This window comes from Micromonospora sp. CNZ296 (genome assembly GCF_007827635.1).
The window spans coordinates 17,101-40,435 of record NZ_VISW01000013.1 but is presented as its reverse complement, the minus strand read 5'-3'; the positions used below and the strand labels follow the sequence as shown (position 1 = coordinate 40,435).

At 74.5% G+C, this 23,335-nt stretch carries 24 protein-coding genes and 1 riboswitch; of the genes, 9 read left to right on the top strand and 15 right to left on the bottom strand.

Features of this window, described 5'->3' with window-relative positions:
- The first annotated feature begins 56 nt into the window (after positions 1-56).
- Complete coding sequence (locus tag FB455_RS21415; protein ID WP_145754775.1) at positions 57-2,852, top strand: winged helix-turn-helix domain-containing protein; 2,796 nt, start codon at positions 57-59, stop codon at positions 2,850-2,852.
- Between the two features lie 3 nt (positions 2,853-2,855).
- On the opposite strand, the gene FB455_RS21410 is transcribed toward FB455_RS21415, so the two are convergent.
- The 4 genes from FB455_RS21410 to FB455_RS21395 all read right to left on the bottom strand — a co-directional run bounded on the left by FB455_RS21410 (position 2,856) and on the right by FB455_RS21395 (position 5,202).
- Positions 2,856-3,410, bottom strand: coding sequence for a DsbA family protein (locus FB455_RS21410; protein ID WP_013475608.1), 555 nt, complete (start codon positions 3,408-3,410; stop codon positions 2,856-2,858).
- Positions 3,407-3,904, bottom strand: coding sequence for a redoxin domain-containing protein (locus FB455_RS21405; RefSeq protein ID WP_013475609.1), 498 nt, complete (start codon positions 3,902-3,904; stop codon positions 3,407-3,409). Before FB455_RS21405 ends, FB455_RS21410 begins: the two co-directional genes overlap by 4 nt.
- 58 nt (positions 3,905-3,962) lie before the next feature.
- Positions 3,963-4,637 carry a BON domain-containing protein gene (locus FB455_RS21400; RefSeq protein WP_030271660.1) on the bottom strand — a complete coding sequence of 225 codons (675 nt, stop codon included), beginning with the start codon at positions 4,635-4,637 and terminating at the stop codon, positions 3,963-3,965.
- A 160-nt stretch (positions 4,638-4,797) separates the two neighbouring features.
- A complete protein-coding gene (locus tag FB455_RS21395; RefSeq protein WP_013287850.1) occupies positions 4,798-5,202 on the bottom strand; it encodes a hypothetical protein in 405 nt (134 codons plus the stop codon).
- 418 nt (positions 5,203-5,620) lie between these two features.
- Between FB455_RS21395 and FB455_RS21390 the strand changes: the two genes are divergently transcribed.
- Together FB455_RS21390 and FB455_RS21385 are read left to right on the top strand one after the other, a co-directional pair.
- A complete protein-coding gene (locus tag FB455_RS21390; protein WP_013287849.1) occupies positions 5,621-5,980 on the top strand; it encodes an STAS domain-containing protein in 360 nt (119 codons plus the stop codon).
- A gap of 103 nt (positions 5,981-6,083) precedes the next feature.
- Positions 6,084-6,536, top strand: a complete 453-nt coding sequence (locus tag FB455_RS21385) for an SRPBCC family protein (RefSeq protein WP_013287848.1) — start codon at positions 6,084-6,086, stop codon at positions 6,534-6,536.
- 25 nt (positions 6,537-6,561) lie between these two features.
- Here FB455_RS21385 and FB455_RS21380 read toward each other — a convergent pair whose 3' ends face one another.
- The 4 genes from FB455_RS21380 to FB455_RS21365 all read right to left on the bottom strand — a co-directional run bounded on the left by FB455_RS21380 (position 6,562) and on the right by FB455_RS21365 (position 12,087).
- A complete protein-coding gene (locus FB455_RS21380; RefSeq protein ID WP_013287847.1) occupies positions 6,562-7,635 on the bottom strand; it encodes a coiled-coil domain-containing protein in 1,074 nt (357 codons plus the stop codon).
- 4 nt (positions 7,636-7,639) lie between these two features.
- Positions 7,640-7,770, bottom strand: a riboswitch (cyclic di-AMP (ydaO/yuaA leader).
- Positions 7,771-7,914: 144 nt separating this feature from the next.
- Entirely contained in the window at positions 7,915-8,829 is a 915-nt protein-coding gene (locus FB455_RS21375; protein ID WP_145754772.1) for a cation diffusion facilitator family transporter, read from the bottom strand.
- Between the two features lie 104 nt (positions 8,830-8,933).
- The gene (locus FB455_RS21370) at positions 8,934-11,048 is read right to left on the bottom strand and encodes an AAA family ATPase (protein ID WP_145754769.1); all 2,115 of its coding nucleotides are present in this window, start codon (positions 11,046-11,048) and stop codon (positions 8,934-8,936) included.
- A 124-nt stretch (positions 11,049-11,172) separates the two neighbouring features.
- The gene (locus FB455_RS21365; protein ID WP_013475615.1) at positions 11,173-12,087 is read right to left on the bottom strand and encodes an alpha/beta fold hydrolase; all 915 of its coding nucleotides are present in this window, start codon (positions 12,085-12,087) and stop codon (positions 11,173-11,175) included.
- 148 nt (positions 12,088-12,235) lie between these two features.
- On the opposite strand from FB455_RS21365, the gene FB455_RS21360 reads away from it, so the two are divergent.
- Complete coding sequence (locus FB455_RS21360; protein ID WP_013475616.1) at positions 12,236-12,859, top strand: carbonic anhydrase; 624 nt, start codon at positions 12,236-12,238, stop codon at positions 12,857-12,859.
- A gap of 37 nt (positions 12,860-12,896) precedes the next feature.
- Here FB455_RS21360 and FB455_RS21355 read toward each other — a convergent pair whose 3' ends face one another.
- A complete protein-coding gene (locus FB455_RS21355; RefSeq protein ID WP_013287842.1) occupies positions 12,897-13,226 on the bottom strand; it encodes a hypothetical protein in 330 nt (109 codons plus the stop codon).
- A gap of 327 nt (positions 13,227-13,553) precedes the next feature.
- On the opposite strand from FB455_RS21355, the gene FB455_RS21350 reads away from it, so the two are divergent.
- The 3 genes from FB455_RS21350 (at position 13,554) to FB455_RS21340 (ending at position 16,096) form a co-directional block, all read left to right on the top strand.
- On the top strand, positions 13,554-14,045 hold the full coding sequence (locus FB455_RS21350; protein WP_013287841.1) for a DUF3145 domain-containing protein: 492 nt from the start codon (positions 13,554-13,556) through the stop codon (positions 14,043-14,045).
- Positions 14,046-14,078: 33 nt separating this feature from the next.
- Positions 14,079-15,803 (top strand): glycoside hydrolase family 3 protein, encoded by a 1,725-nt coding sequence (locus FB455_RS21345; RefSeq protein ID WP_071098153.1) that lies wholly within the window; start codon positions 14,079-14,081, stop codon positions 15,801-15,803.
- Between the two features lie 71 nt (positions 15,804-15,874).
- Positions 15,875-16,096 carry a hypothetical protein gene (locus FB455_RS21340; RefSeq protein ID WP_013287840.1) on the top strand — a complete coding sequence of 74 codons (222 nt, stop codon included), beginning with the start codon at positions 15,875-15,877 and terminating at the stop codon, positions 16,094-16,096.
- 101 nt (positions 16,097-16,197) lie between these two features.
- Here FB455_RS21340 and fabF read toward each other — a convergent pair whose 3' ends face one another.
- The 5 genes from fabF to FB455_RS21315 form a co-directional block, all read right to left on the bottom strand.
- Positions 16,198-17,424, bottom strand: coding sequence for a beta-ketoacyl-ACP synthase II (gene fabF, locus FB455_RS21335; RefSeq protein WP_013287839.1), 1,227 nt, complete (start codon positions 17,422-17,424; stop codon positions 16,198-16,200).
- 2 nt (positions 17,425-17,426) lie between these two features.
- On the bottom strand, positions 17,427-17,666 hold the full coding sequence (locus FB455_RS21330) for an acyl carrier protein (protein WP_007072348.1): 240 nt from the start codon (positions 17,664-17,666) through the stop codon (positions 17,427-17,429).
- Positions 17,667-17,749: 83 nt separating this feature from the next.
- On the bottom strand, positions 17,750-18,694 hold the full coding sequence (locus tag FB455_RS21325) for a beta-ketoacyl-ACP synthase III (protein ID WP_013287838.1): 945 nt from the start codon (positions 18,692-18,694) through the stop codon (positions 17,750-17,752).
- A complete protein-coding gene (locus FB455_RS21320) occupies positions 18,695-19,864 on the bottom strand; it encodes an acyltransferase domain-containing protein (RefSeq protein WP_013287837.1) in 1,170 nt (389 codons plus the stop codon).
- A 97-nt stretch (positions 19,865-19,961) separates the two neighbouring features.
- Entirely contained in the window at positions 19,962-21,197 is a 1,236-nt protein-coding gene (locus FB455_RS21315) for a PucR family transcriptional regulator (RefSeq protein WP_225319759.1), read from the bottom strand.
- 143 nt (positions 21,198-21,340) lie between these two features.
- Here FB455_RS21315 and FB455_RS21310 point away from each other — a divergent pair, with 143 nt between their 5' ends.
- Positions 21,341-21,670 carry a hypothetical protein gene (locus FB455_RS21310; RefSeq protein WP_145754767.1) on the top strand — a complete coding sequence of 110 codons (330 nt, stop codon included), beginning with the start codon at positions 21,341-21,343 and terminating at the stop codon, positions 21,668-21,670.
- Between the two features lie 55 nt (positions 21,671-21,725).
- Here FB455_RS21310 and FB455_RS21305 read toward each other — a convergent pair whose 3' ends face one another.
- Positions 21,726-22,388: a hypothetical protein gene (locus FB455_RS21305; RefSeq protein ID WP_013287834.1), complete on the bottom strand. Its 663-nt coding sequence runs from the start codon at positions 22,386-22,388 to the stop codon at positions 21,726-21,728.
- A 192-nt stretch (positions 22,389-22,580) separates the two neighbouring features.
- Here FB455_RS21305 and FB455_RS21300 point away from each other — a divergent pair, with 192 nt between their 5' ends.
- Entirely contained in the window at positions 22,581-23,183 is a 603-nt protein-coding gene (locus FB455_RS21300) for a copper resistance CopC family protein (protein ID WP_145754764.1), read from the top strand.
- The last annotated feature ends 152 nt before the right edge of the window (positions 23,184-23,335 follow it).

Genomic DNA, 23,335 nt, shown 5'->3' with positions numbered 1-23,335 from the left:
GGGTGAACCGGCGCGCTGCGGGTAACCGCTGCCCGCACCGACGGGGGGAGGGACGCATGCCGGAGGAGGCAGACCAGGTCGTCACCGCACCGAGCGGCACAAGCGACATCACCGGTACGCCCGATCTGCTCACCACCGGCCTCGATTCGCCCGATGTCGCCGGTGGTGCGCTGCCGGGTGGCCCGCCGCTGCTGGCGTCCCGGTTGACGCCGCCCGTGCCGCCCGAGCCGGTCCTGCTGCGTCCCCGGCTGCTCGACCGGCTGGAACAGGGCGCGTCCGGGCCGGTGACGCTCGTCTGCGCGCCGGCCGGCTGGGGCAAGACCACGCTGCTGTCGACCTGGGCGCAGGGGGAACGGGACGGGCCGGCGCCGGCCTGGGTCACGGTGGCCGAGGGGGAGACCACCCGGCGGCTCTGGGGCTACCTCGCGGCGGCCCTGCGTACCGCCGCCGCCGACGATCCGGACGACGGCCCTCCACCGATGCCGGACGGGCCGCCCCGGCCCGAGCAGCTCGAAACGCTCGCCGCCGCGCTCGCCACCCGTGAACGACCCGTGCTGCTGGTCCTGGACGACCTGCACCGGGTCACCGACCCGGCCGCCCTGACCGGGCTGGAGTTCCTGCTCCGGCACTCCGACGGCCGCTTGCGGCTGGTGGCCGGCGCGCGCGGCGAACCACCGCTGGCGCTGCACCGCTGGCGGCTGGCCGGCGAGCTGACCGTGATCGGCGCCGACGACCTGGCGTTCACCGCCGACGAGGTGGCCGACCTGCTCGTCGCGCACGGCGTGGCCGTACCCGCCCCGGCCGTGACCCGGCTCGTCGAACGGACCACCGGCTGGCCGGCCGGGCTGCGCTTCGCCGCGCTCGCGCTCGGCGACGGCGCCGACCCGGCGCGCACCGTGGAACGGTTCGCCGGTGACCAGCCGGACGTCGCCGCGTACCTGCGGGACGAGGTGCTCGCCCCGCTGGAACCGGCGACCCGCGACGTCCTGCGCCGGGTGGCGGTGGCCGTCGCGGTCCACGCCGACCTGGCGGCCGCGCTGACCGGGCGGCCCGACGCCGGGCACCTGCTCGCCGAGGCGGCCCGGGAGGGCGGCTTCCTCCACCAGGACGGCGGCAGCCCACCCTGGTACCGGCCGCACCCGCTGCTGGCCGACGTGCTGCGCGACGAGCTGGACCGGCTGCCCGCCGACGAGGTGCGGGAACTGCACCGGCGGGCCGCCGGCTGGTACGGCACCCACGACCGTCCGGCCGAGGCGCTGCGGCATGCGCTTCTCGCCGGTGAGTGGGCCGACGCCACCGAACTGCTCGTCACCCGCTGGCCCGAGCTGGCGCCGGACGAACCGGCCGCCGTACCCGCTCCGCCCGAGCCGCCGGCCGAGGCGGTCCGCCGGGATCCGGAGCTGGCGCTGGCCGCCGCCGCCGAACGGGCGTACGCCGGGGATCGGGCCGCCGCCGACGCGCAGCTGCGGCGGGCGCTGGCCGAGGCCGCCGGCCTGCCCGCGCCCCGCCGTGACCGGTTCGGCCGGCTGGCCGCCGCCGTGGAGCTGAGCCTCGCCCGGCTCGGCGGCGACCACGAGGAGGTACGCCGGGCCGCCGACCGCCTGCTGGCCACCATCGCCGCTGACGAGTCCCCGGGCGGCCCGGACGCCGACAGTGCCGTTGCCGGTGATCCCGGCGATCCGCGCGCCGGGACGGCCGAGCGGCACGACGTGCGCGCGGTGGCCGGTGCCGCGCACGGGCTGGTCGCGCTGGCCGAGGGGGAGCTGTCCACCGCCCGGGACCGGTTCGCCGCCGCGCGGGAGGCGGCGCGGCGGGCCGGGCGGCCGCGTACCGAACTGCTCTGCGTCAGCCGCTCGGCGCTGCTGGAGGCGGCCCGGGGCGCGCTGCGGGCCGCCGAGGAACTGGCCCGGGAGGCGCTGGCGATGCCGCCGTGTCAGGGCTGGTCGTCGCGGTCCGACTGCGGCTACGCGTACCTGGCGCTGGCGTTCGTGGACTGGCAGCGGGACCGGCCGGCGGAGGCCACGGCCCACCTGGCGCTCGCCGGGCCGGCCGGTGCGGAGCCGGGCGGCGCGGCGCTCACCGCGCTGTGCCGGGCCGGGCTGCTGGCCGACGGCGGCGACCCGGGCGGCGCGCTGCGCACGCTCGCCGGGGCGCGCGCGGTCGCGCCCGGCGCGGAGCTCGGCGAATGGCTCGCCGCCGACGAGGCCCAGGTACGCGTCGCCGTCGGCGACGTCGACGGTGCCCGGACGCTGCTCGACGCGGCGGGTGACGGGCCGGCGCCGGCGCTGGTGGCCGCGCGGCTGCGGCTGCGCGCCGGTGACGCCCGCGCGGCCGAGCGTGCACTTCCCGACTGGACCGCGTCCGGCGCGGCGGACTGGCCGTTGCCGGTGCGGCTGGGCGCCGGGCTGCTCGACGCGGCGCTCGCCGACGCCTCCGGTGACGCTCGGCGCGCCGGGCGGCTGCTGGAGGAGGTGCTGGCGCTCGCCGAGCCGGACGGCTTCCGGCGCGTCTTCACCCGGGCCGACCCGGGGGTACGGGACCTGCTCGCCGCGCGCCTGGACTCGGGCACCGCGTACTGGGCCACGGTGAGCGAGCTGGTCCGGGGCGTGGACGCGCAACCGGCAGCGGCACCGGCCGACGGTCCGGCCCGGTCGCTCGACGAGCCGCTCACCGAGCGGGAACTGACCATCCTGCGCTATCTCCAGAGCATCCTGTCCAACGTGGAGATCGCCGCCGAGCTGTCACTGTCGGTCAACACGGTCAAGACGCACGTGCGCAACATCTACCGCAAGCTCGACGCGACCCGCCGACGGGACGCCGTCCGGCGGGCGCGCGAGCTGCGGCTGATCTGACAGTCAGCCGTCGTCGGTGGCGGCGTCCACCACTGCCAGCAGTTCGGCCAGGTCGTAGCCGCCGTCGTGCCGGACGTCGTTGACGAACAACGTCGGGGTGCCGTTGACGCCGCTGCGGATGCCGCCGACGAAGTCCTGCCGGACCCGGTCGGCGTACTCCTGCCGGCCGACCTCCGCGGCGATCTCCTCCGGCGACAGGCCGATCTGCTCGACGCCGAGCGACAGGTGCACCTGGTCGAGCTGGTCCTGGTGCTGGTAGAGCCAGTCGTACATCTCCCAGAACCGGCCCCGGGCGGCGGCGGCCTCGGCGGTCTCCGCGGCGGTCTCCGCGTACGGGTGGACGTTGGTGATCGGGAAGTGCCGGTACACCAGACGCACCATGTCGGCCCGCTGGCGCAGCACCTCCGCCAGGTTCGGGTAGGCGGCGCCGCAGAACCGGCACTGGAAGTCGCCGTACTCGACGACGGTGACCGGCGCGTCCACCGGCCCGCGGACATGGTCGCGTTCGGTCACCGGGATCCGCAGCCGCGCGGTGGTGACCTGAAGGGGCGTGGTCATCCGGTACTCACCCGCCGATCCGCGTCCAGCTGTTCCAGTGCGTCGAGGATCCCGTCCACGCCCGGGTTCACCTCGGGCGGGGACAGATGGCTCCAGGCCACCCGGCCGTCCGGGTCGAGGACCACGAGTGCCCGGTCCGACTGCCCGTGCGGCGCGTACGCGCCGTACCGGCGCGACACCTCGCCCTTGGGCTCGAAGTCGGCGAGCAGCGGGAACCGGATGCCCCGGCTCTCGGCGAACGCCCGGTGCGAGTCGACGCTGTCCACCGAGATGCCCAGCAGCACCGCGTCGTACCGCTCCAGCTCGGGCAGGGCGGCCTGGTACAGGGTCATCTGCTCGCCGCACACAGGTGACCAGTCCGCCGGGTAGAAGGCCAGCACCACGGGACGGCCCCGGAACTGCCCGGGGCCCACCTCCCGTCCGTCCGGCGCCGCCGGGAGCGTGAACCCGGGCGCGGCCCGCCCGGGTGTGATCAGCCCGTTCGGATCACTCATGCCTCCCACCATGGCCGCGGCCCGGGTGAGGCGGGCTCACCCGGGCGGGGTGGTTCCGTCAGCGCACGGCGAGGTGGTTGCGCACCTCCCGGATGCCCGGGGCGTTCCACACCACCCGCTCGATCTCCTCGCGCTCGCCTGCGGAGTGGACCTGCCCGTCCAGCAGCACCGTGTCGCCGTGCACCCGCACGTCGACCTGCTCGGCCTCGGTGGCGGCGTTGCGGGCCAGCGCATCCACGATCCGCTCGGCCAGGTCACCGCCGTCGGCGCGCACGGCGGGGCGTACCGCGATGCCGTTGCTCACCCCGCACACGCCGGTGAGCCGGGCGACCGAGCGTTCGGCGGCCCGCCGTTGGTACTCCCATTCGACCTCGCCGTGCAGCGTGACCCAGCCGTCGGCCACCGTCACCTGCAACGCCTCGATCGGCACGAACGCGTCCCATTCCAGCGCCCGTACGGCCGCGACCGCGATCTCCGGGTCCTCCCGCCCGGCCGCGGTGTCGATCCGGACGGCGATGTCGTTGGCGACCGCGCGGACGCGGGCGACCCGGTGCGCGGCCCGCTCGGCGGCCCACTTCTTGGCGTAGCTGTCCACCCGTCCGGTGAGCGTCACCACGCCCTCGGTGACGGTCACTCCGATCTCGTCCGGGCCGACCCGCGGCTCCCAGGTCAGCTCGTCGAGCACGGCGGACTGGATGTCCCGGTCGGTACGCGTGATCGTGTCGGTGGCCATCCGGCTCCCCCTCCCGTCGATCGCGGCGCGGGCACGTGGTCCCGCACCCGCGATCCTGCGCGCGCCCCGGGTGAGCGGGCCTCACCCGGGGCGGGTGAGGCAGCACGACGGCCGCCCCCGGGAGTCCCGGGAGCGGCCGTCGTCGTGTCGTACGGGCGGGTCAGCCGTCCAGGCCGGCCGGCGAGTTCGGCCGGTCCACGTCCACGAACTCGATCTCGTCCGCGGCCCGGTCCCGGCTGCCGGCGGCGCGCGCCGCGGTGCCGGCGGCCCAGCCGATCGCCGCGCCCGCCAGCGCCGCCGCGATCAGCAGCGTCCAGGGCAGGGCGGGCCGGCGGCCGGCGAGCGCGTCGAAGGCGAGGGACGCCCGGCGGCGTGCCTCGTCGGCGGCGGAGCCGACCAGGTCGGTGGCGTCGTCGGCCAGGCCGGAGGAGCTGCGGCGGGCGGTCCGGGTGGCGTCGCGCACGCTGTCACCGGCGGAACCGGCGGCGGAGAGCAGGTTCTGCCACGCCTGGTCGGCGACCCGCTCGGCCTTGCCCCGGCGGTCCAGCAGGTTGGATCCGAACATCGTTCTACCTCCTCGGGTGCCGAAGGCCGGCGGCCACTTCGGACTCCGGTGTCCATCCGGCGGGTTCACTGTCTCGGGCAGTGCCCCACCGGGGCGCGTGGCAAACCACGCCGTGGTTCCCGGCCGTGAGCAGCGAACGGGACGAACCACCCGAACGCGCCGGGACCGGTGCCCACGGGACGTGCGTGCGCCCGCTACCCTGGTCGGCGGATCGGCGGGCCCGCCCGGTCGCACGGTTGGCCGCGACCCGCCATACAGGGGAAACTGGAACCCGGAGGTCCGGATTGGGTACGCCCAGGTGTGCCCAGTTCGCGAATTGCTCATCCCGGGGGGTGGCGACCGGGCCGTTGGAGGAATACTCTCGGTCGCGGCCCGCGTACTGATGAGGCGCCCGTCATGGGCGAGTGGAGGTGCTCGCGTGAGCCTGTCGATCGTGAAGTCGGTGCGGCCGGGTGGTGTCGTCCAGATCGCGCCCCGTGGGGAGATCGACGTCGACACCGCGTACGAGGTGCGGGAAGCGATCGCCGAAGTGCTCGCCAAGGGCCGTCCCTCGCGAATCGAGCTGAACATGCGGCTCGTCACGTTCATCGACTCGGTCGGCATCAGCGCCATGGTCGCCGGCTTCCAGACCTGCGAGGTCAGCGGCGTCAAGCTCGTGGTCACCGAGCCGAGCCGGTTCGTGCACCGGCAGCTCTGGGTGACCGGCCTGCTCGGCCTGTTCGGCGCGCCCGAGCCGTGGTTCGCCGACGACACCCCCGAGGTGCTGCCCGGCGCCTGAGCGCGCCGTTCACACCCCCTGCAGCCAGGGGACTTTCTACCCGTTGCCAGTCCGGCGTCGGTACGGGACGATCGTCGCGACGCACGACGGCGAGGGGGCCCGCTTGCAGAGCAGCGACAGCTTCAGCTACACCGTGCAGGCCCGGTGCACCCGGGCCGAAGCGGTGGCGCTACTGGGTGACCTGAGTCGCCAGGGCGAGCTGCATCCGCTGATCGTCCGGGTCCGGAAGCTGCCGGCCCGGCCGGGCGCGCTGGCCAGCTACGCGATCACCGACCGGCTGCAACTCGGCCCGCTGCACTTCCCGGTCACGTACCAGGCGGACGTGCTGATCGCCGGCGAGGACGAGGTCGTCACAGTGGCGCGTCAGCAGCCCGCGACGACGGTCCGCAACCACACCCGGCTGCGCGACGAGCCGGACGGCACGGTACGCATCGACGTGGAGATCACGCTCACCGCTCCGGCGCCACTGTTCGGGTACGCGTTCCGCCAGGCCCGGGCGGCTCACCTGGGCCTGGCGGCTCGTCTCGGAGCGACCCTGGAGGGCCGGCCGGCCTGATCCGGCCGGCCCTCTCGGGGCGCGCTCAGTACACCGACAGGTGCACGTGGTTGGTGTGGTCGCTGGACGGGTCGCCGTTGCCGCCGCTGTACGACTTCCACCCGCTGCTGGGCAGCCAGATCTGCTTGAACCAGATCACGTAGAGCACGGCGAGCGGGTCGGCGTTGCGCACGAAGTACGCGGCCAGGTTGTTGCCGTACGTCCGGTCACCGCCGGTGGCCACGCCGCCGAAGCCGTTCTTCTGCGCGGCGAAGTCGCAGGCCCGCCCCTTCGGGTGCTCACCAGAGCCGCTGGGCCGGTGGCACGAGACGTACCGGGTGAAGCCCGCCGCCTTGGCCTGTTGCAGCGCGTGCAGCGTGCGCGGGGTGATGCAGCCGTTCGCCGGGGTCGGGTCGTTGACGCTGCACGACTCCGACGGCCAGGAGCCGTCCGAGTTGCGCGGTGCCGGCTTCGCGTTCTTGCTGGAGGTGCCCTGGACGCTGCCACCGCCGCTGCTGCTGCGCGAGGCCCGGTCGTTCGCCACCTCCAGGGCGCGCTCGGCCTGCTCCTTGCGCTTGGCCATCACCGTCACCTGCTTGCGCTGCTCGCGGATCTCTCCGTCGAGCTGGGCGCGGGTGCGGGTGGCCTCGTCCCGGGTGGTGATCAGGTCGCGCAGCGTACGGTCCTCGTGCGCGGCGACCTGCTCCAGCGCGGCGGCCCGGTCCATGAAGCCCTCCGGGCTGCTGCTGCCGAGCAGCGCCCCGGCGGTCCCCAGACGGCCGTTGCGGTACGCCACGGCGGCGATCTCGCCGACCTTGGCGTCGCGTACGGCCAGCTCGGCGCCGACCGTCTTGAGTTGTTCGTTCAGCTGCTTCTGGCGGCTCACCGACCGGTTCAGCGCGGCTTTCGCCTCCAGCCAGCCCTTGCTGGCCGCGTCGAGCTGGGCACGCAGTTCGGGCGTGCCACCCTCGTCGTCGCCGGGCGCTGCGGCGAGCAGGCCGGTCACCGGCGCCGCCGAGGCGGGGGAGACCGGAACGGTCGCGACGCCGAGGGTCAGCGTCGCGACGAGCAGGGCCGCCAACCGGGCGGCCGTCCGTCGTACAGGTGCCACTGGGGGCATTCACACGTCCTTCCGTCAACGCCGACCGGGTTAGCTGACGGGTTCGGGACGGAAGATCCCTACCGCTGACGCGGATGCACCCCACGTACGTGGTTCCCCGGCTCGTCCCTGCGGACGATTAGGCGACGGCCGCCCCACCGGGGCCGGGTGGCGCCCGCGGGTGCGGCCGCGACCGAGACTACCGGCGCTGCCCGGGCGCGGCTCCGTGGAGCAGTGCCACTAGGCGGGGCAAAACCGGCATAAGACTACATTAGCCACAGTGATTTAAGTGTGTCCTAATCACCACTCGGTCTGTCCGCACACTCCGGCCGACGCTCCGGGTTCGACCTGCAACGTGGCGTGATCGATGGAGAAGTCCTCGTGCAGGGCGGCCCGCGCGGCGGCCAGCACCACGCCCGGGTCCACGCCCGGATCGGTGGTCAGGTGCGCCGAGGCCACCTCCATGCCCGAGGTGAGCGTCCAGACGTGCAGGTCGTGCACCTCGGCCACGCCCGGTACGGCGGCCAGCCGGTCGTGCACGGCGGTGACCTGCAGGTGCTCCGGCGCGGCCTGCACCAGGATGCGCAGCGCGGCCCGGCCGAGCCGCCAGGTGCGCGGCAGGATGAACACGCCGATGCCGACGGCGACCAGCGGGTCCGCCCACCACCAGTCGGTGACCGTGATGATCAACGCGGCGGCGATCACGCCGAGCGAGCCGAGCAGGTCGCCGAGCACCTCCAGGTACGCCCCGCGCAGGTTGATGCTCTCCTTCGACCCGGCGCGCAGCAGCGCGAACGCGACGATGTTGGCGAGCAGGCCGAGCACCGCCACCACGAGCATCGGGCCGGCCAGCACCTCCGGCGGCTCGCCGAACCGGCGTACCGCCTCGACCAGGACGTAGATGGCGACGGCGCCGAGCAGCACGGCGTTGGCGAGGGCGGCGAGCACCTCCAGCCGGTAGAGCCCGAACGTGCGCTGCGGGTCGGTGCCGGCGCGGCGGGTCGCGGTGATCGCCGCGAGGGCCATGCCGATGCCGAGGACGTCGGTGAACATGTGCCCGGCGTCGGAGAGCAGCGCCAGCGAGCCGGTCGTGAAGGCGGCCACCGCCTCGACCACCATCAGGGCGGCGAGCAGCGCGAAGGCGGCCCAGAGGCGGCCCCGGTGGCGGTGCGCCGCGTTGGTCACCGCGCCGCTGTGGTCATGACCTGCGCCCACGCCAACACCCTTCCTGCCCCGTACCGGCCAGGCCCAATGTATGTTCACATCGCTATGTATGCAACTGAACGATGGGTGACAGCCGGGTCACGGTCGGGTGTCCGTCAGGAGGGGTCGAGCGTGGTGAGACGCTGGGTGGCCCGGGACAGCGCCACGTAGAGCGTGCGGACACCCGAGCCGGGGTCGGCCCGGATCTCGCTCGGCGCCACCAGCACCACGCCGTCGTACTCCATGCCCTTGGCCTGGAGGCTGGTCACCACCTGGAGGCGGCCCGCGCCGAGCCCGCCCAGCCAGCCGGCCACCTCGTCCCGGCGCGGCACCGGCGTGATCACGCCGACGGTGCCCTCCACCTGCGCGAGCAGCGCCTCGGCCGCCTCGACGGTGGCCGCCGGCAGGTCGGCGGCGGGCACCGTGCGCTCGACCGGCGGCACGCCGGTGGACCGCACCGCGTCGGGCAGCGGCAGGTCCGGGTAGAGCCGGCGGATCTCCGCCGCCGCCACCGCGAAGATCTCCGCCGAGTTGCGGTAGTTGGTGGTCAGCTCGTAGCGGTGCCGCTTGCGCCGGCCCAGCGCCTGGTCCCGGGCCCGGTCCAGCTCCTGCGGGTCGCCGGTCCAGGCGGTCTGCGCCGGGTCGCCGACCACCGTCCAGGACGCCAGCCGCCCGCGCCGGCCGACCATCCGCCACTGCATCGGCGAGACGTCCTGCGACTCGTCCACCACCACGTGCGCGTAGTCGCGGTAGTCGTCCGGACGCTCCCGCGCCGCCGCGCGGGCGGCGCGCTGCCGATCGGCGTACGTGCTCAGCTCGCGCACGCCACCGGCGAGCTGGTACGGGTCGCGCTTGGGGCGGGCCCGCCGCACCGGCTTGCCGAGCAGCGCGTCCAGCTCGTCCAGCAGCGCGATGTCGGCCACCGTCAGCCCTTCGGTCGCGAGGCTCCGGTACGCGTCGCCGAGCAGCCGGATCTCCGCCGAGGAGAGGATCCCACCGGCGTAGCGGCGCAGCCGGTCCGGGCGGGCCAGCCAGTCCAGCACGTGCCTCGGGTGCAGCCGGGGCCACCAGGCCTTGAGGAACTCGCGGAACTCCGGCCGCTCGATGATCTCGCCCTCGAACGCGGGCTGCTCCGGCAGCCGGCCCACCCGCAGCGTGCGGGCCTGCGTGTAGAGCGCGGCGAGCACCGCGTCGAACGCCGCCCGGCGTACCTCGTTGCGGCGCGCCCCACGGGCCAGCGTCCGGTCCCGGATCGCGTCCAGCGCGGGGCGTTCCAGGCGCAGCAGCTCGCCCCGGTAGAGCAGGCGCAGCTCGGCGGGGGAGTCCGGCACCGCGTCGCGTACCGCGCGTTCCAGCACCCGGCGCATCCGCAGCGAACCCTTCACCGCCGCCACGTCCGGCGGATCGGTCCGGGACGCGGACAGGCCGGGGAACAGCGAGCCCAGCGAGTGCAGCGTGGCGGTCTCCTCGCCCAGCGACGGCAGCACCGAGGCGATGTACTCGACGAACACACCGGACGGGCCGACCACCAGGATGCCGCCGCCGGCGTACCGGGCCCGGTCGGAGTAGAGCAGGTACGCGGCCCGGTGCAGCGCCACCGCCGTCTTCCCGGTACCGGGGCCGCCGGAGACGATCGTGACGCCGTTGCCGGGGGAACGGATCGCCTCGTCCTGCTCGCGCTGGATGGTGGCGACGATGTCGCGCATGCCCCGGCCGGTGGCCCGGGACAGCGTGGCCAGCAGCGCCCCGTCACCGACCACCGCCATGTCCGGCGGCGCGGCCTCCGGGTCCAGCAGGTCGTCCTCGATCCGGGTGACCTTCTCGGACGCGGACTGGATCGTGCGCCGGCGCACCACACCGCGCGGCTCGGCGGGCGTGGCCTGGTAGAACGCGGCGGCGGCGGGTGCCCGCCAGTCCACCACCAGCGTCTCCGCGTCCACGCCCCGCACGCCGAGACGGCCGACGTGCAGCACCTGCCCGGTACGCAGGTCCAGCCGGCCGAACACCAGCCCCTCGTGCTCGGCGTCCAGCACGTGCCGGCGCTGGGCGGCGTGGAAGACCATCGCGTCCCGCTCGACCAGCGCGCCGAAGTTGCCGACCCGGGCCAGCCGGTAGCCCTCCCGCTCGGCGTCGGCCGCCGACCGGCGCAGTTCGGCCAGCCGGGCGTACACCCGGTCGAGGTGGCGCTGCTCGGCGGCGATCTCCCGGTCCAGCGTGGTCTGGTCGGTCAACGCGGATGCTCCTGTGTTCGGAGGGCACGACGGGCTGAATGAGGGTACGGTCCGCCGGCAACCGCCACGCCGGGGCATGCCGCGCACGTGGCGTACGTCAGTACCGCTCGCGAGCGGGAGACGCTCAGAGGCGGGTCGCCGGCCGGCCGGCCAGGACCCGGTCCAGCACGCCGGCGAGGGCTGCGTTCACCTCGTCGGGGCGCTCCATCATGAGCATGTGCCCGGCACCCGGGCAGACGGTCAGCTCCGTGGTGGGCAGCGCCGCAGCGATCGACTCGGCGCAGGGCGGCGGGGTGAGCCGGTCCCGGTCCCCGACCAGCGCGGCGGCCGGCAGCCCGCCGAGCGCGGCGAGCGTCTCCAGCCGGTGCTGGGCGCCGATCGAGGCGCGGAAACCGCCGATCGAGCGCAGCGTGGCCCGGGCCACCGCTGAGGTGACCAGCCGGATGTCGGCCGGGTCGCAGCGGTCGCCGAACAGCATCCAGCGGATGCTCGGGCGCAGCGCGCGCAGCAGCGCGTGCGGGGGCCGCCAGCCGCCGCAGCGGGCCAGCACCCCGGCGCCTGTGGTCTCGGCCAGGCGGATCAGCCGGGTGATCCGGGGGGAGAGGCCGTACGCGGTGTGCGTGTGCCCCTCGGCGGTGGTGGAGACGAAGACCAGCCCGGCGGTACGCGCGGCGAACCGGTCGGGGTGCCGGTGGGCGTACTCCATCACCGTCATCCCGCCCATCGAGTGCCCGACCAGGACGATCGGACCGGACGGGACGATCTCGTCGATCACCGCCGCCAGGTCGTCACCGAGCTGCGCGAGGGTGGCGTCGCGCAGCGCCAGGCAGCTCGACCGGCCGTGGCCGCGCGCGTCGTACGTGACCAGGCGGACCCGGCCGCCGAAGCGTTCCCGCAGCTCGGCGACCTGACGGTGCCAGCTGCGCCCGTCCAGCGTCCAGCCGTGCAGCAGGACGGCGGTGACCTCGGCGTCGACCGGCCCGGTGACGCTGACGTGCAGGCGTACGTCGTCGGGGAGCCGCAGTTCCAGGTCCGGCATCGTCCACCTCCCGGGCCCGCCGATGTGTGTCCACCGGATGACCCGGCGGTGACACCGGCGTTACCCGCCATGAGACCACGGCAACCGGCCCGGAGAGAAGATTCCCGTCCGGCCCCACGAGGTCGGATCGGTGACCAGGCTGGGAGGCATGCCGTCCACCAGCCCGCGCGCCGCGCTGGCCGAGCTGCTCTCCGGCAACCGCCGTTTCGTCAGCGGGCAGCCGGTGCACGGGCACGACGTCACCGCCGCCGCGGCGGTGGCCTCCGGCGACCAGCAGCCGTACGCGGTGGTGCTGGGCTGTATCGACTCCCGGGTGCCGTTGGAGGCGATCTTCGACCAGACGTTCGGTTCGATCTGCGTGATCCGTACCGGCGGGCACGTGCTGGACCGGGCCGTCCGGGGCTCGATCGAGTACGTGGTGGAGCAACTGGGCGTACGCCTGGTGATGGTGCTGGGCCACGAGCGCTGCGGCGCGGTCGGCTCGACCGTCGAGGCGCTGCGCACCGGACGCCGGCCCGGCGGGGACCTGGCGTACGTGGTGGACCGGATCGCCCCGGCGGTCACCGACGTCGGGGTGGACGACCCGGACGCGCATCCGCTGGCGATCCGCCGCCACGTCCGGCGCACGGTGGCGGCGTTGCGCCGCGACGACCGGCTGGCCGGGCCGGTGGACGCAGGTGAGCTGGCAGTGGAGGGCGCGCTCTACGACCTGGCCACGGGCGAGGTGACGCTGTTGCCGCAGGAGCAGACGCGAAACCGCCCGCCGGGGTGATCCCGGCGGGCGGTCGCGGTGGTGCGGGTGAGAGCGCTCAGCCCTCGAAGACGCCGGCCTCGACGAGGCGCTTCTCGGTGGCGTCCCAGCCGTGGTCCGGGTAGGACGCGGCCAGGCCGTTGATCTCGGCGCGGATCTTGGCGGCGTGGCCGGCGGCGGCCAGCACGCGGATCTCCTCGACGAAGGCGTCGGAGTCGGTGCGCAGGTGCGCGGTCTTGCCGTTGGTCAGGTTGCGCACGTAGGCGTGCTTGCCGCCGTTGAGCGGGATCAGGTACTTGAACTCGCCTAGCACGCTGAGGGCGCCACCCTGGCCAGCCTGGCCGGCCCGGACGGACGCGCGCGCGGTCTTAGAGGTGTTGCTCGCCACGGAGGTACTCCTTGCAGACGTACGGTGGGGACGGAAGCCGTCCGGGGGCTGTATGCGGATGACGCCCGGGTGGGCGTCGGCCCGCGAAGATGTACGGCGGCACAGAACCGCCCAGAGAACTGTACACGACCACGACACCTGGCTGGTCGTCGCGGCGTCAGAGGGCACAACCAGCTCCACCACCCGGGTATTTCCCGCTCCGGGGCCCGGCGAATTTTCCGATTCGCTGGCGCACCACCAGTCACACGGGTCATCATGTGTGCCAGGTACCACTCGGTAGGACGAGGTCGTAGGGGAAGACGCACCTCGGCTCATCGGGAGGTCACCGTGCCAACGCGTGGCGTCGTATACGTCCACTCGACCCCGCTCGCCGTGTGCTCGCACGTCGAGTGGGCGATCGCGCGCGTCCTCGCCGCGCCGGTCAACCTGCACTGGACGGCGCAGCCCGCCGACCCGGGCGCCCGTCGCGCCGAGTGCGGCTGGACCGGCAGCCCGGGGACCGGCGCGGAGCTGGCCGCTGCCCTCCGGCAGTGGCCCATGATCCGTTTCGAGGTCACCGAGGAACCCAGTCCCGGCGTCGACGGCGAGCGCTTCATGTACGTACCGGGCCGCGGCCTGTTCCGCGCCGCTGTCGGCGCGGCCGGCGACATCCAGCTCGGCGAGGACCGGCTCCGCAGCCTGATGGCCGCCGCACGCAGCCCGGAGGCGCTGGCCCACGCCCTGGACAAGGCGCTCGGCACCGCCTGGGACGCCGAACTGGAGCCCTACCGGTACGCCGGGGACGGTGCGCCGGTGACGCTGCTCACCCGGGTCGGGTGACGGCGGCCGAGTTGCCCCGATACGGTGGGCCGCGTGTCGATTTCCCCGCGGCGCTCCGCCGTCGCGCTCGCCGCACTGACCGCGCTGCTCGTCTCCGGGTGCTCGGACGGGCCGGACCGGCCCCGACCTGCCCCGACGAGCCCGGCGCCGTCGTCCGCAGCGCCCGCGCCGAGTGACCCGCCGGCCGCCGATCCAGCCGCCCGCGCGGCCGCGCTCGTCGGCACGCTGAGCGACGAGGACCTGGTCGGGCAGGTGCTGATGCCGTACGCGTACGGCAGCTCGGCCACCGAGGTGTCGGCCGGGTCGGCCGCCGGGAACCGGGCGCTGGCAGGGGTCGACACCCCCGCCGAGATGGTGGCGAAGTACCGGCTCGGCGGGCTGATCCTGGTCGGCTTCAGCGCCGACGACCCGACCTCGGGCAACCAGGCCACCACGAACGTGGACAACCCCAAGCAGGTCCGTGCGCTCACCGACGGACTGCGCGCCGCCGCCGGCAAGCTGCCCGCGGGTGCCGCGCCCTTCCTGATCGGCACCGACCAGGAGTACGGCGTGGTCACCCGGATCACCGACGGGGTGACGCTGCTGCCCAGCCCGCTCGCCGCCGGCGCCGCCGGGAACCCGGCGCTGACCGAGGCCGCCTGGCGGGCCGCCGGGGCAGAGCTGGCCGCCATGGGCGTCAACCTCGACTTCGCGCCGGTCGCCGACGTGCTGGCGACCCGCAGCGCGGTGATCGGCTCCCGGTCCTTCGGCGCCGACCCGGCGACCGCGTCCCCCCAGGTGGCGGGTGCGGTACGCGGCCTGCAGGCCGAGGGCGTCGGTGCCGCGGTCAAGCACTTCCCCGGGCACGGCCTGAGCGCCGAGGACTCGCACACCGAACTGCCGGTGATCAAGCAGTCCCGCGCCGAGCTGGACCGCCTCGCGTTCCCGCCGTTCCGGGCCGGCATCGGCGCCGGGGCCATGGCGGTGATGTCGGCCCACCTGGACGTCAAGGCAGTCGACCCGGGCACCCCTGCCACGTTCTCCCGCAAGCTGCTCACCGACGTGCTGCGCGGCCAGCTCGGCTTCCAGGGCGTGGTGATCACCGACGGGATGAACATGGCCCCGGCGAAGAAGTGGTCGCCGGGCGAGGCCGCCGTACGCGCGCTCAACGCCGGCAACGATCTCATCCTGATGACCCCGAACGTCACCCAGGCGTACGACGGGCTGCGCGCCGCGCTCAAGGACGGCTCGCTGCCCCGCGCCCGCCTGGTCGAGGCGGTCACCCGGGTGCTGACCATGAAGTTCCGGCTGGCCGGGCGGGACGCGCCCGCGCTGTCCACGCTCGACGGCGCAGCCCACCGCAAGGCCGCCGACGACCTGGCCACCGCCGCCGTGACTGTGCTGCGCGGCAAGTGCGGCGGGGCGGTGACCGGCCCGGTGAGCGTGACCTCCTCCGGCGGCCGGGAGCGCACCCGCAAGCTGCTGACCGAGGCGCTCACCGCGGCCGGGGTCAAGGTGGTGCCCTCCGGCGGCACGGTGGTGCACCTGGTCGGTTACGGCGACGGCGCGAAGGACCTGAGCGCCGGCGCCGCCGTGACGGTGGCGATGGACACGCCGTACGTGCTGTCCGGGGCGAAGTCCCCGACGCTGATGGCGACCTACTCCTCCACCCGGGCCTCGATGACCGGGCTCGCCGCGGTGCTCGCCGGCAAGGCCCGCCCGGCCGGCCGCTCCCCGGTGCCGGTCTCCGGCCTGCCGGCCACCACCTGCCGCACCTGACCCGGCCGCCCGCCCGGATCGCGCCGAAACCCGGATGCGTCCGGGCGGCCCCGGCTGGCAGGGTGGCGCCCATGGGAGAGGCAGCACAGGGTTTCCGCTACGTCGAGCGCGCCGACGGCACGGTGGTCATCACGCATCACGGCCGGGTCGCCGGCACGCTGCGCGGCGGCCGGGCCGCGCAGTTCCTGGCCGAGGTCGGCGACGACCCGCAGCTGGCCATGGCCCGGTGGACCGGCAACTACCGGCGCGGCAACGAGCGGACCGCCCGGCAGCACCCCCGCAACCGCGGCTGAGGTGTAAGGAAGGGCCCCCTCTTAACGCCTGCGGTAGAGGAAGGGCCCCTTCTTAACAGTTACTGTTAAGAAGGGGCCCTTCCTTACCTCAGGGCGGAACCTCAGGGGCGGGTGAAGACCAGCGCCACGTTGTGCCCGCCGAAGCCGAACGCGTTGTTCAGCGCCGCCGGGATCTCCATGTGACGTGCCTTGTGCGCCGCGACGTCCAGCGTCAGGCCCTCGTCCGGGTCGTCCAGGTTGATCGTCGGCGGGATCACGCCGTCCCGGATGGCCAGGATGGTGGCGATCGACTCCAGCGCGCCGGCCGCACCGAGCAGGTGCCCGGTCATCGACTTCGTGGCGGTGAGCACCGGGTGGTCGCCGACCGCCTGACGCAGCGCGCCGATCTCCAGCATGTCCCCGACCGGGGTGGAGGTGGCGTGCGCGTTGACGTGCACGATGTCGGTACGGGCCACGTCCGCGTCGGCGATCGCCCGGGCGATGGCCCGGATGGCGCCCTCACCCTCGGCGTGCGGCTGCACGATGTCGTACGCGTCCGAGGTGATCCCCGCGCCGGCCAGGCGCGCGTACACCCGGGCGCCCCGGGCGGCGGCGTGGTCGGCGCGCTCCAGGATCACCACGCCCGCGCCCTCACCGAGCACGAAGCCGTCGCGACCCGAGTCCCACGGCCGGGAGGCCCGCTCCGGCTCGTCGTTGCGGGTCGACATGGCCCGCATCGAGCTGAAGCCGGCGATCGGCAGCGGGTGGATGACCGCCTCGGTGCCGCCGGCCACCACCACGTCGGCCCGGCCGGCGCGGATGATGTCCAGCCCCAGCGCGATCGCCTCCGCGCCGGTCGCGCAGGCGCTGGCCACGGTGTGCACCCCGGCCTTGGCGCCCAGCTCCAGACCGACCCAGGCGGCCGGGCCGTTCGGCATCAGCATCGGGATGGTGTGCGGGGAGACCCGCCGCGGTCCGGACGCCTCCAGGATGTCGTCCTGGGCGAGCAGGGTGGTGGCGCCGCCGATGCCCGAGCCGACGCTCACCGCCAGGCGCTCCGGGTCCGGCCCGGCCTCGTCCAGACCGGCGTCTGCCCACGCCTGCTTGGCGGCGATGATGGCGATCGCCTCCGAGCGGTCCAGCCGGCGCAGCTTCACCCGGTCCAGCACCTCGGACGGGTCGACCGCCAGTTCGGCGGCGATCCGGACGGGCAGTTGCGCGGCCCACTCCTGGGTGAGCGCACCCACCCCGGAGCGGCCGGCGAGCATGGCGTCCCAGGTCGACGCGACGTCCCCGCCGAGCGGGGTCGTCGCGCCGAGCCCGGTGACGACGACGTCGGGACGACTCATGATCAGGACTGCGCCTCGATGTAGCTGACCGCGTCCCCGACGGTCTTGAGGTTCTGCACCTCGTTGTCCGGGATCTTGACGCCGAACTTCTCCTCGGCCGCCACCACGACCTCGACCATGGAGAGCGAGTCGACGTCGAGGTCGTCGGTGAAGGACTTCCCCTCGGCCACGTCGTCCGGGTTCACCCCGGCAACCTCTTCGAGGATCTCGGCGAGGCCGGCGGTGATCTCGTCACGGGTCATTGCGGTTGGTTCCTCTCATCGGGGGTTACCGGTGACCGGCGTCGCCGGTCACACACCTCGGCGCGTTCGCGCCCGAGGGGGTCTCAGGGGCAGCGCACGACCTGACCGGCGTAGGTCAGGCCGCCGCCGAAACCGAACAGCAGCACCGGGGCGCCCGAGGGCACCTCCCGCCGCTCGACCAGCTTCGACAGGGCCAGCGGGATGCTCGCCGCCGACGTGTTGCCGGACTCGACGATGTCCTTGGCGATGATCGCGTCCGGGATGTTCAGCCGCTTGGCGATGCCGTCGATGATCCGGGCGTTGGCCTGGTGCGGCACGAACGCGGCCAGCTCCGACGGGTCCACCCCGGCGCGCTCGCACGCCTGGAGCGCGAGCGGGGCCAGCGCGGTGGTGGCCCACCGGAACACCGACTGCCCCTCCTGGGTGATGTACGGCTGCCAGCCCTCGATCCGGACCGCGTCGCTCTTCTCCGGCGCGGAGCCCCAGACCACCGGCCCGATCCCGGCCGGCTCGTCGTCGGCGGTCGCGCTGACCACCGCCGCCCCGGCGCCGTCGGCGAAGATGATGCAGGTCGAGCGGTCGGTCCAGTCGGTGAAGTCGGAGAGCTTCTCCGCGCCGATGACGATCGCGTTGCGCGCCGCGCCAGCCCGGATCGCGTGGTCCACGGTGCCCAGCGCGTACGCGAAACCGGAGCAGGCGGTGTTGAGGTCGTACGCCCCGGGCGCGTTGATGCCCAGCTTGGCCGCGACCCGGCAGGCCACGTTGGGGCTGCGGTCCACGGACGTGCAGGTCGCCACCACGACCAGGTCGATGTCGGCGGCGGTCAGCCCGGCGTTGGCGAGCGCCTTGCCGGCGGCGGCGGTGGCCATGTCGGCCACCGTCTCGTCGCCCGCGATCCGCCGGGTGACGATGCCGACCCGGTCCCGGATCCACTCGTCGTTGGTGTCGACCATCTGGGCGATCTCGTCGTTCGTGACGACGCGGGAGGGCTGGTAGTGCCCCATCGCGACGATCCGGCTGCCGGCCATTTAGTGCGTTCCTCCGATACGGACGAGGGGCTGGCCCGGTGCGACCGGGTCGTCGTGGTGTGCGAGCCACTCGACGAGCGGCCCGTTGTCGTGCGCGGTCACCTCGACCGGCCCCCGGCCCGTGGTGACGTGGCCGAGGACCTGTCCGGCGCGTACCCCGGCACCCTCGGCCGGTCCGGCCGACAGGTCGAGGCGGCCGGCGGCGGGGGAGACGACCACCCGGAACGACGGCGCGGTCGGCCGGGCGGCGGGACCGGCATGCCGGGCGATCAGGCGGCGCGCGGCGGGCAGGTCGGCCGGCGTGTTCAGGGTGACGATCTCGGGCGCGCCCTCGCCCTTGAGCTCCCGCTTGACCAGCCCGGCCAGGGTGCCGGCCGGCGGCAGCTCGATCACGCCGGTGACGCCGAGGTCGGCCAGCGTACGCGTGCACAGGTCCCAGCGGACCGGAGCGGTCACCTGCCGGACGAGCCGGCGTACCGTCTCGGGGCCGTGCCCGACCGGTGCGCCGTCGAGGTTGGACAGCAGGATCCGGGCCGGGGCGGAGGCCGGGACACCGGCGGCGACCGCGGCGAGCGCGGTCTCGGCCGGCGCCATGTACGGCGTGTGGAACGCGCCCGCCACCTGGAGCCGGATGACCCGGGTGCGGGTCGGCGGCTCGGCGGCGAGCCTGTCCAGCGCGTCGACAGCGCCGGCGGCCACGATCTGACCGGCGCCGTTGCGGTTGGCCGGGTGCAGCCCGTGCGCCGTCAGCGCGGCGAGCACCTCGTCCGGGTCGCCGCCGAGCACGGCGGCCATCCCGGTCGGCTCCAGCGCGCAGGCGGCGGCCATCTCCCGCCCGCGTACGCCGGCGAGCGTCACGGCGGCCTCGGCCGGCAGCACCCCGGCCAGCGCGGCGGCGCCCAGCTCGCCGACGCTGTGCCCGGCGACCAGCCCGACGTCGTGCATCGGCAGGTGCTCGGCGGCGAGCAGCGCGGCGGCGACCAGCAGCGGCTGGGTACGGGCGGTGTCCTTGATCTCGTCCGCGTCCGCCCGGGTGCCCAGGTGGATCAGGTCCACCCCGGCCAGCGCCGACCACCAGCGCAGACGCGCCTCGGCGCCGGGGAGGTCGAGCCACGGCGCGAGGAAGCCGGGCTTCTGCGAACCCTGTCCGGGAGAGAGTACGGCGAGCACGTGTACGACTCTGACGGATACCGGCGTGCCGCGCTGTAACGTACGGCACCAAACCGCACTAGAACCTTTAGAGGAATCCTACAAAGATTGTCGGCGATCATCGCCGGTCGGAGACCGTCGGCACCACCGGGTCGAGGCGTCCCACTGTCAGCGCGACCTGCAACGCGAACGCGTCGCGCGGGGCCAGCGGCGAGAATCCGGTCACCTCGGCGATCCGCTTCAGCCGGTAGCGCACGGTGTTCGGGTGCACGAACAGCGCCCGGGCCGCGCTCTCCAGCGTGCCGCCGGCGGCGAAGAACGCGTCGAGCGTCTCCAGCAGTTCGCCGCCGGAGCGGGCCAGTGCCGCGTACACGTCGTGGCGCAACCGGCGGCGGGCCTCGGTGTCACCGGCCAGCGCGCGTTCCGGAAGCAGCTCGTCGGCGGCGACCGGGCACGGCGCGGTCGGCCAGGCCGGCGCGGCCCGGAACCCGGCCAGCGCGGCCCGCGCCGACTCGGTGGCCTCGTCCAGGCTGGGCACCGCCGGCCCGACCACCACCGGCCCCTCACCGAAGGCGGTACGCAGCTTCTCCGTGGCCGCCACCGGATCGGCAGCCCCGCCCAGCACGATGACCAGGCGGTCGCCGTGCACGCCGCCGATCACCTCGACGCCGATCCGCCGGGCCTGCCGGTAGACGGTGTGCAGCACGGCTGCCACCTCGCCGCCGGGGGAGCGGCCCACCGCAACCGCCACCGGCGGCGCGTCCGTCCAGCCCAGCGCGGCGGCGCGGCTGGCCAGCACGTCCGGGGAGTCGCCCCGCAGCAGCGCGTCGACCAGCAGCGCCTGCAACCGGGCGTCCCAGGACCCGCGGCTCTCGGCGGCCCGGGCGTAGACCCGTGCGGCGGCGAACGCGATCTCCCGGGAGAAGCGCAGCACCGCCTCCCGCAGCGACTGCTCCTCGCCCGGTACGGCCAGCTCCGACACCTGCTCCTCGACCACGTCGATGGTCACCTTGATCAGCGCCACGGTCTGCTGGAGGCTGATCGAGCGGGCCAGCGCCTGGGGTGCGGCGGCGAAGACCTCGTCCGACACCTCCTGGGTGCGGTCGGTCGCGCCGCCGCCCTGGCGCAGCCACAGCACCAGCGAGCGCACGCCGGCCTGGGCGACGAGCATGACCCAGGAGCGCTGGTCGGCGGGCAGCTCACGGAACCACGGCAGCGTCTCGTCCATCCGCGCCACGCTGGCGGTGGCCAGGCCGCCCGCCGCCCGCTCGATGCGACGCAGCGTCGCCGACGTCTCCGTTCCGCCCGGTTCGCTCACCGCACCAGCCTGACACGGCGTGACCAGCGGATCCACTTCGAGGTGACGCCCTCACCGCGGCGTGACGATCTCCACCGGTACGCGCTGACGATCTCGTCCGGCCGGGCCAGTACGGTGTCAGGGCACGCCGGGCCAGACTCCGGCCGGGCGGGCGAGGGCGACGCGTGAGGGGGCCGGGGATGGCGCAGGGGGAGGCCGAGCACGGTTGCGCCCAGGGTGAGGCCTGCCGGCGGGGTCACGACCAGCCGGCGACTGCCACGCACCCGCGCCGGCCGTGCCTGAACCACCAGGGGGAGCAGCCGGCCGGCCGGGTGCCGGAGCGTGCCGAGGACGAGCCGGGCGTGCCCCGGCAGCGGGCGGCGGAGCCGGCGCACCTGACCGACGACGAGCCGGCCGACCGGAGCTGCCGCAGCGACCTGTCGGGCTGGGCGGGAGCCCACCGTCACGGCGCGGTACGCCCGCGCAACCGCACCACACGCCGGGAGCGCCCGCCGCGCCGCTGGTGCTGACGCGCCGCCTGCCGGGCTGACCGGGTGCGGCCGGGCTGACCGGGTGCGGCCGGGCTCAGCGGGTGCGGCGGCGGACCAGCAGCGCGATGCCGGCCAGCCCGGCGGTGATGACGAGCACGATGCCCACGTTGAGCAGCAGCAGCCGCTGGAGCTCGCCGAGCGCGGTGTCGATGTTCTGCACCGGGTCGAGTGCCTCCTCCGGAAGCACCCGCTCGCCGCCGCCGACGCCTCCGGCGAGCGTGTCGAACTGCGCCGGCATCGGCACGCCGACCGAGCGCAGCGTCTCGGGCATGTTGAGCCGCCCGAAGAACCAGCCGGCCCGGGTGCTGCTCAGGTCCGGCTGCTTGCCCGGCCGGTAGATCCGGGGACCGCCCTTGGCCAGCGGGAACAGGTCGTAGGTGCGCTGCGGGCCGGCGGCGGCGAGCACCACCACCGTGTACTTCGGACCGAGATCCTTCGCGGCCGGGCCGCGCAGCTGGCCGGTCGTGCCCAGCCACTTGACCTGGTCGATCACCAGGTTGACCTCGTTCGGGCTGGTGTCGGCGCGCAGTTTCAGCGGCGCGTCGAGCCGCTCGCCGCTGATGTCGACACCGGTGGGGGCCGGCTTCGGCTTGGGCGCCGCCTGGGCCGCCGCGGTGCCGGTCAGGGCCAGCGTGCACGCCAGGGCCGCCACGCTCCCGGTCACGGCGACCAGCAGCCGTTTCACCCTTCGGATCATCGCCGCCTCCTCGCCCCGTTCGATGGCTGGCTTCCGCTGCAGGTCACACTGGACCGGTGTCCACCACAAAGACTCCGCAGAACGGCGCTCGGTTGCAGCTGGTGGAAGAGTATTTGGAACTATCTGCGAGCTGAGACCGACCAATGAGCGGTCGATGATCATCGGCCGGATCCTACCCGGACGGAGGGAACCATGGGGGGCAGGGTCGCCCGTGTGGCGCGTACCTGGGCGGTGGTGCTCGGGGTGGTCGCGGCGTTCGCGCTGCTGCCGGCCGCGCCCGCCGCCGCGCACAACTCGCTGACCGGCAGTGATCCGCGCGACGGGGCCCGGCTGGCCGCCGCACCGGAGCGGATCGAGCTGCGGTTCCTCGCCACGCCGAAGGAGGCGACGACCGAGGTCACAGTCACCGGCCCGGACAACGTGGCCGCTACCGGCGGCGCGCCGACGTTCTCCGGCAAGCGCGTGATCGTGCCGTTCCGGCCGGGCGCGGCCGGCCTCTACATCGTGACCTACCGGCTGGCCTCCGACGACGGCCACCCGATCAAGGGGGAGGTCCGGTTCACCCTGACCACCGGCACCCCGGCCGAGTCGCCGTCGGCGACGGTGCTGCCCACCGGCGCCGCCCCCGCCACTTCCGCCGCTCTGCCCACCAGCGCGGTGCCGAGCCCCACCCCGGCCGCCGCCGGGGCGGACGATGACGGGGGTACGGGCTGGCTGTGGGCGGCCGGCACGGTGGTGGTGCTCGCGGTGCTGGGCGGCGGGCTGCTGCTGCGCCGCCGGGCCACCCGCCGGTGATCGTGGCCAGTACGCGGGACCACTCTGCGTGACACTGCCGGCGCAATGATCGCCGAAAACCTATATGCCTCTGAGTCATAATTATGACTCAGAGGCATATAGGCCAATAGAGGAACCGCTTTCTGGCCACGACACGCCCGAGCGTCGGGAAC

Excerpts from the sequence above, each read along its gene's own strand:
- FB455_RS21365 (WP_013475615.1), bottom strand. The coding sequence starts at position 12,087 with ATGCCGGACCTGGAACTGCGGCTCCCCGACGACGTACGCCTGCACGTC.
- FB455_RS21415 (WP_145754775.1), top strand. The coding sequence starts at position 57 with ATGCCGGAGGAGGCAGACCAGGTCGTCACCGCACCGAGCGGCACAAGC.
- FB455_RS21300 (WP_145754764.1), top strand. The coding sequence starts at position 22,581 with ATGGGGGGCAGGGTCGCCCGTGTGGCGCGTACCTGGGCGGTGGTGCTC.
- FB455_RS21330 (WP_007072348.1), bottom strand. The coding sequence starts at position 17,666 with ATGACCCGTGACGAGATCACCGCCGGCCTCGCCGAGATCCTCGAAGAG.
- fabF (WP_013287839.1), bottom strand. The coding sequence starts at position 17,424 with ATGAGTCGTCCCGACGTCGTCGTCACCGGGCTCGGCGCGACGACCCCG.
- FB455_RS21325 (WP_013287838.1), bottom strand. The coding sequence starts at position 18,694 with ATGGCCGGCAGCCGGATCGTCGCGATGGGGCACTACCAGCCCTCCCGC.
- FB455_RS21305 (WP_013287834.1), bottom strand. The coding sequence starts at position 22,388 with ATGATCCGAAGGGTGAAACGGCTGCTGGTCGCCGTGACCGGGAGCGTG.
- FB455_RS21310 (WP_145754767.1), top strand. The coding sequence starts at position 21,341 with ATGGCGCAGGGGGAGGCCGAGCACGGTTGCGCCCAGGGTGAGGCCTGC.
- FB455_RS21340 (WP_013287840.1), top strand. The coding sequence starts at position 15,875 with ATGGGAGAGGCAGCACAGGGTTTCCGCTACGTCGAGCGCGCCGACGGC.
- FB455_RS21405 (WP_013475609.1), bottom strand. The coding sequence starts at position 3,904 with ATGAGTGATCCGAACGGGCTGATCACACCCGGGCGGGCCGCGCCCGGG.
- FB455_RS21410 (WP_013475608.1), bottom strand. The coding sequence starts at position 3,410 with ATGACCACGCCCCTTCAGGTCACCACCGCGCGGCTGCGGATCCCGGTG.
- FB455_RS21400 (WP_030271660.1), bottom strand. The coding sequence starts at position 4,637 with ATGGCCACCGACACGATCACGCGTACCGACCGGGACATCCAGTCCGCC.
- FB455_RS21380 (WP_013287847.1), bottom strand. The coding sequence starts at position 7,635 with ATGCCCCCAGTGGCACCTGTACGACGGACGGCCGCCCGGTTGGCGGCC.
- FB455_RS21395 (WP_013287850.1), bottom strand. The coding sequence starts at position 5,202 with ATGTTCGGATCCAACCTGCTGGACCGCCGGGGCAAGGCCGAGCGGGTC.
- FB455_RS21360 (WP_013475616.1), top strand. The coding sequence starts at position 12,236 with ATGCCGTCCACCAGCCCGCGCGCCGCGCTGGCCGAGCTGCTCTCCGGC.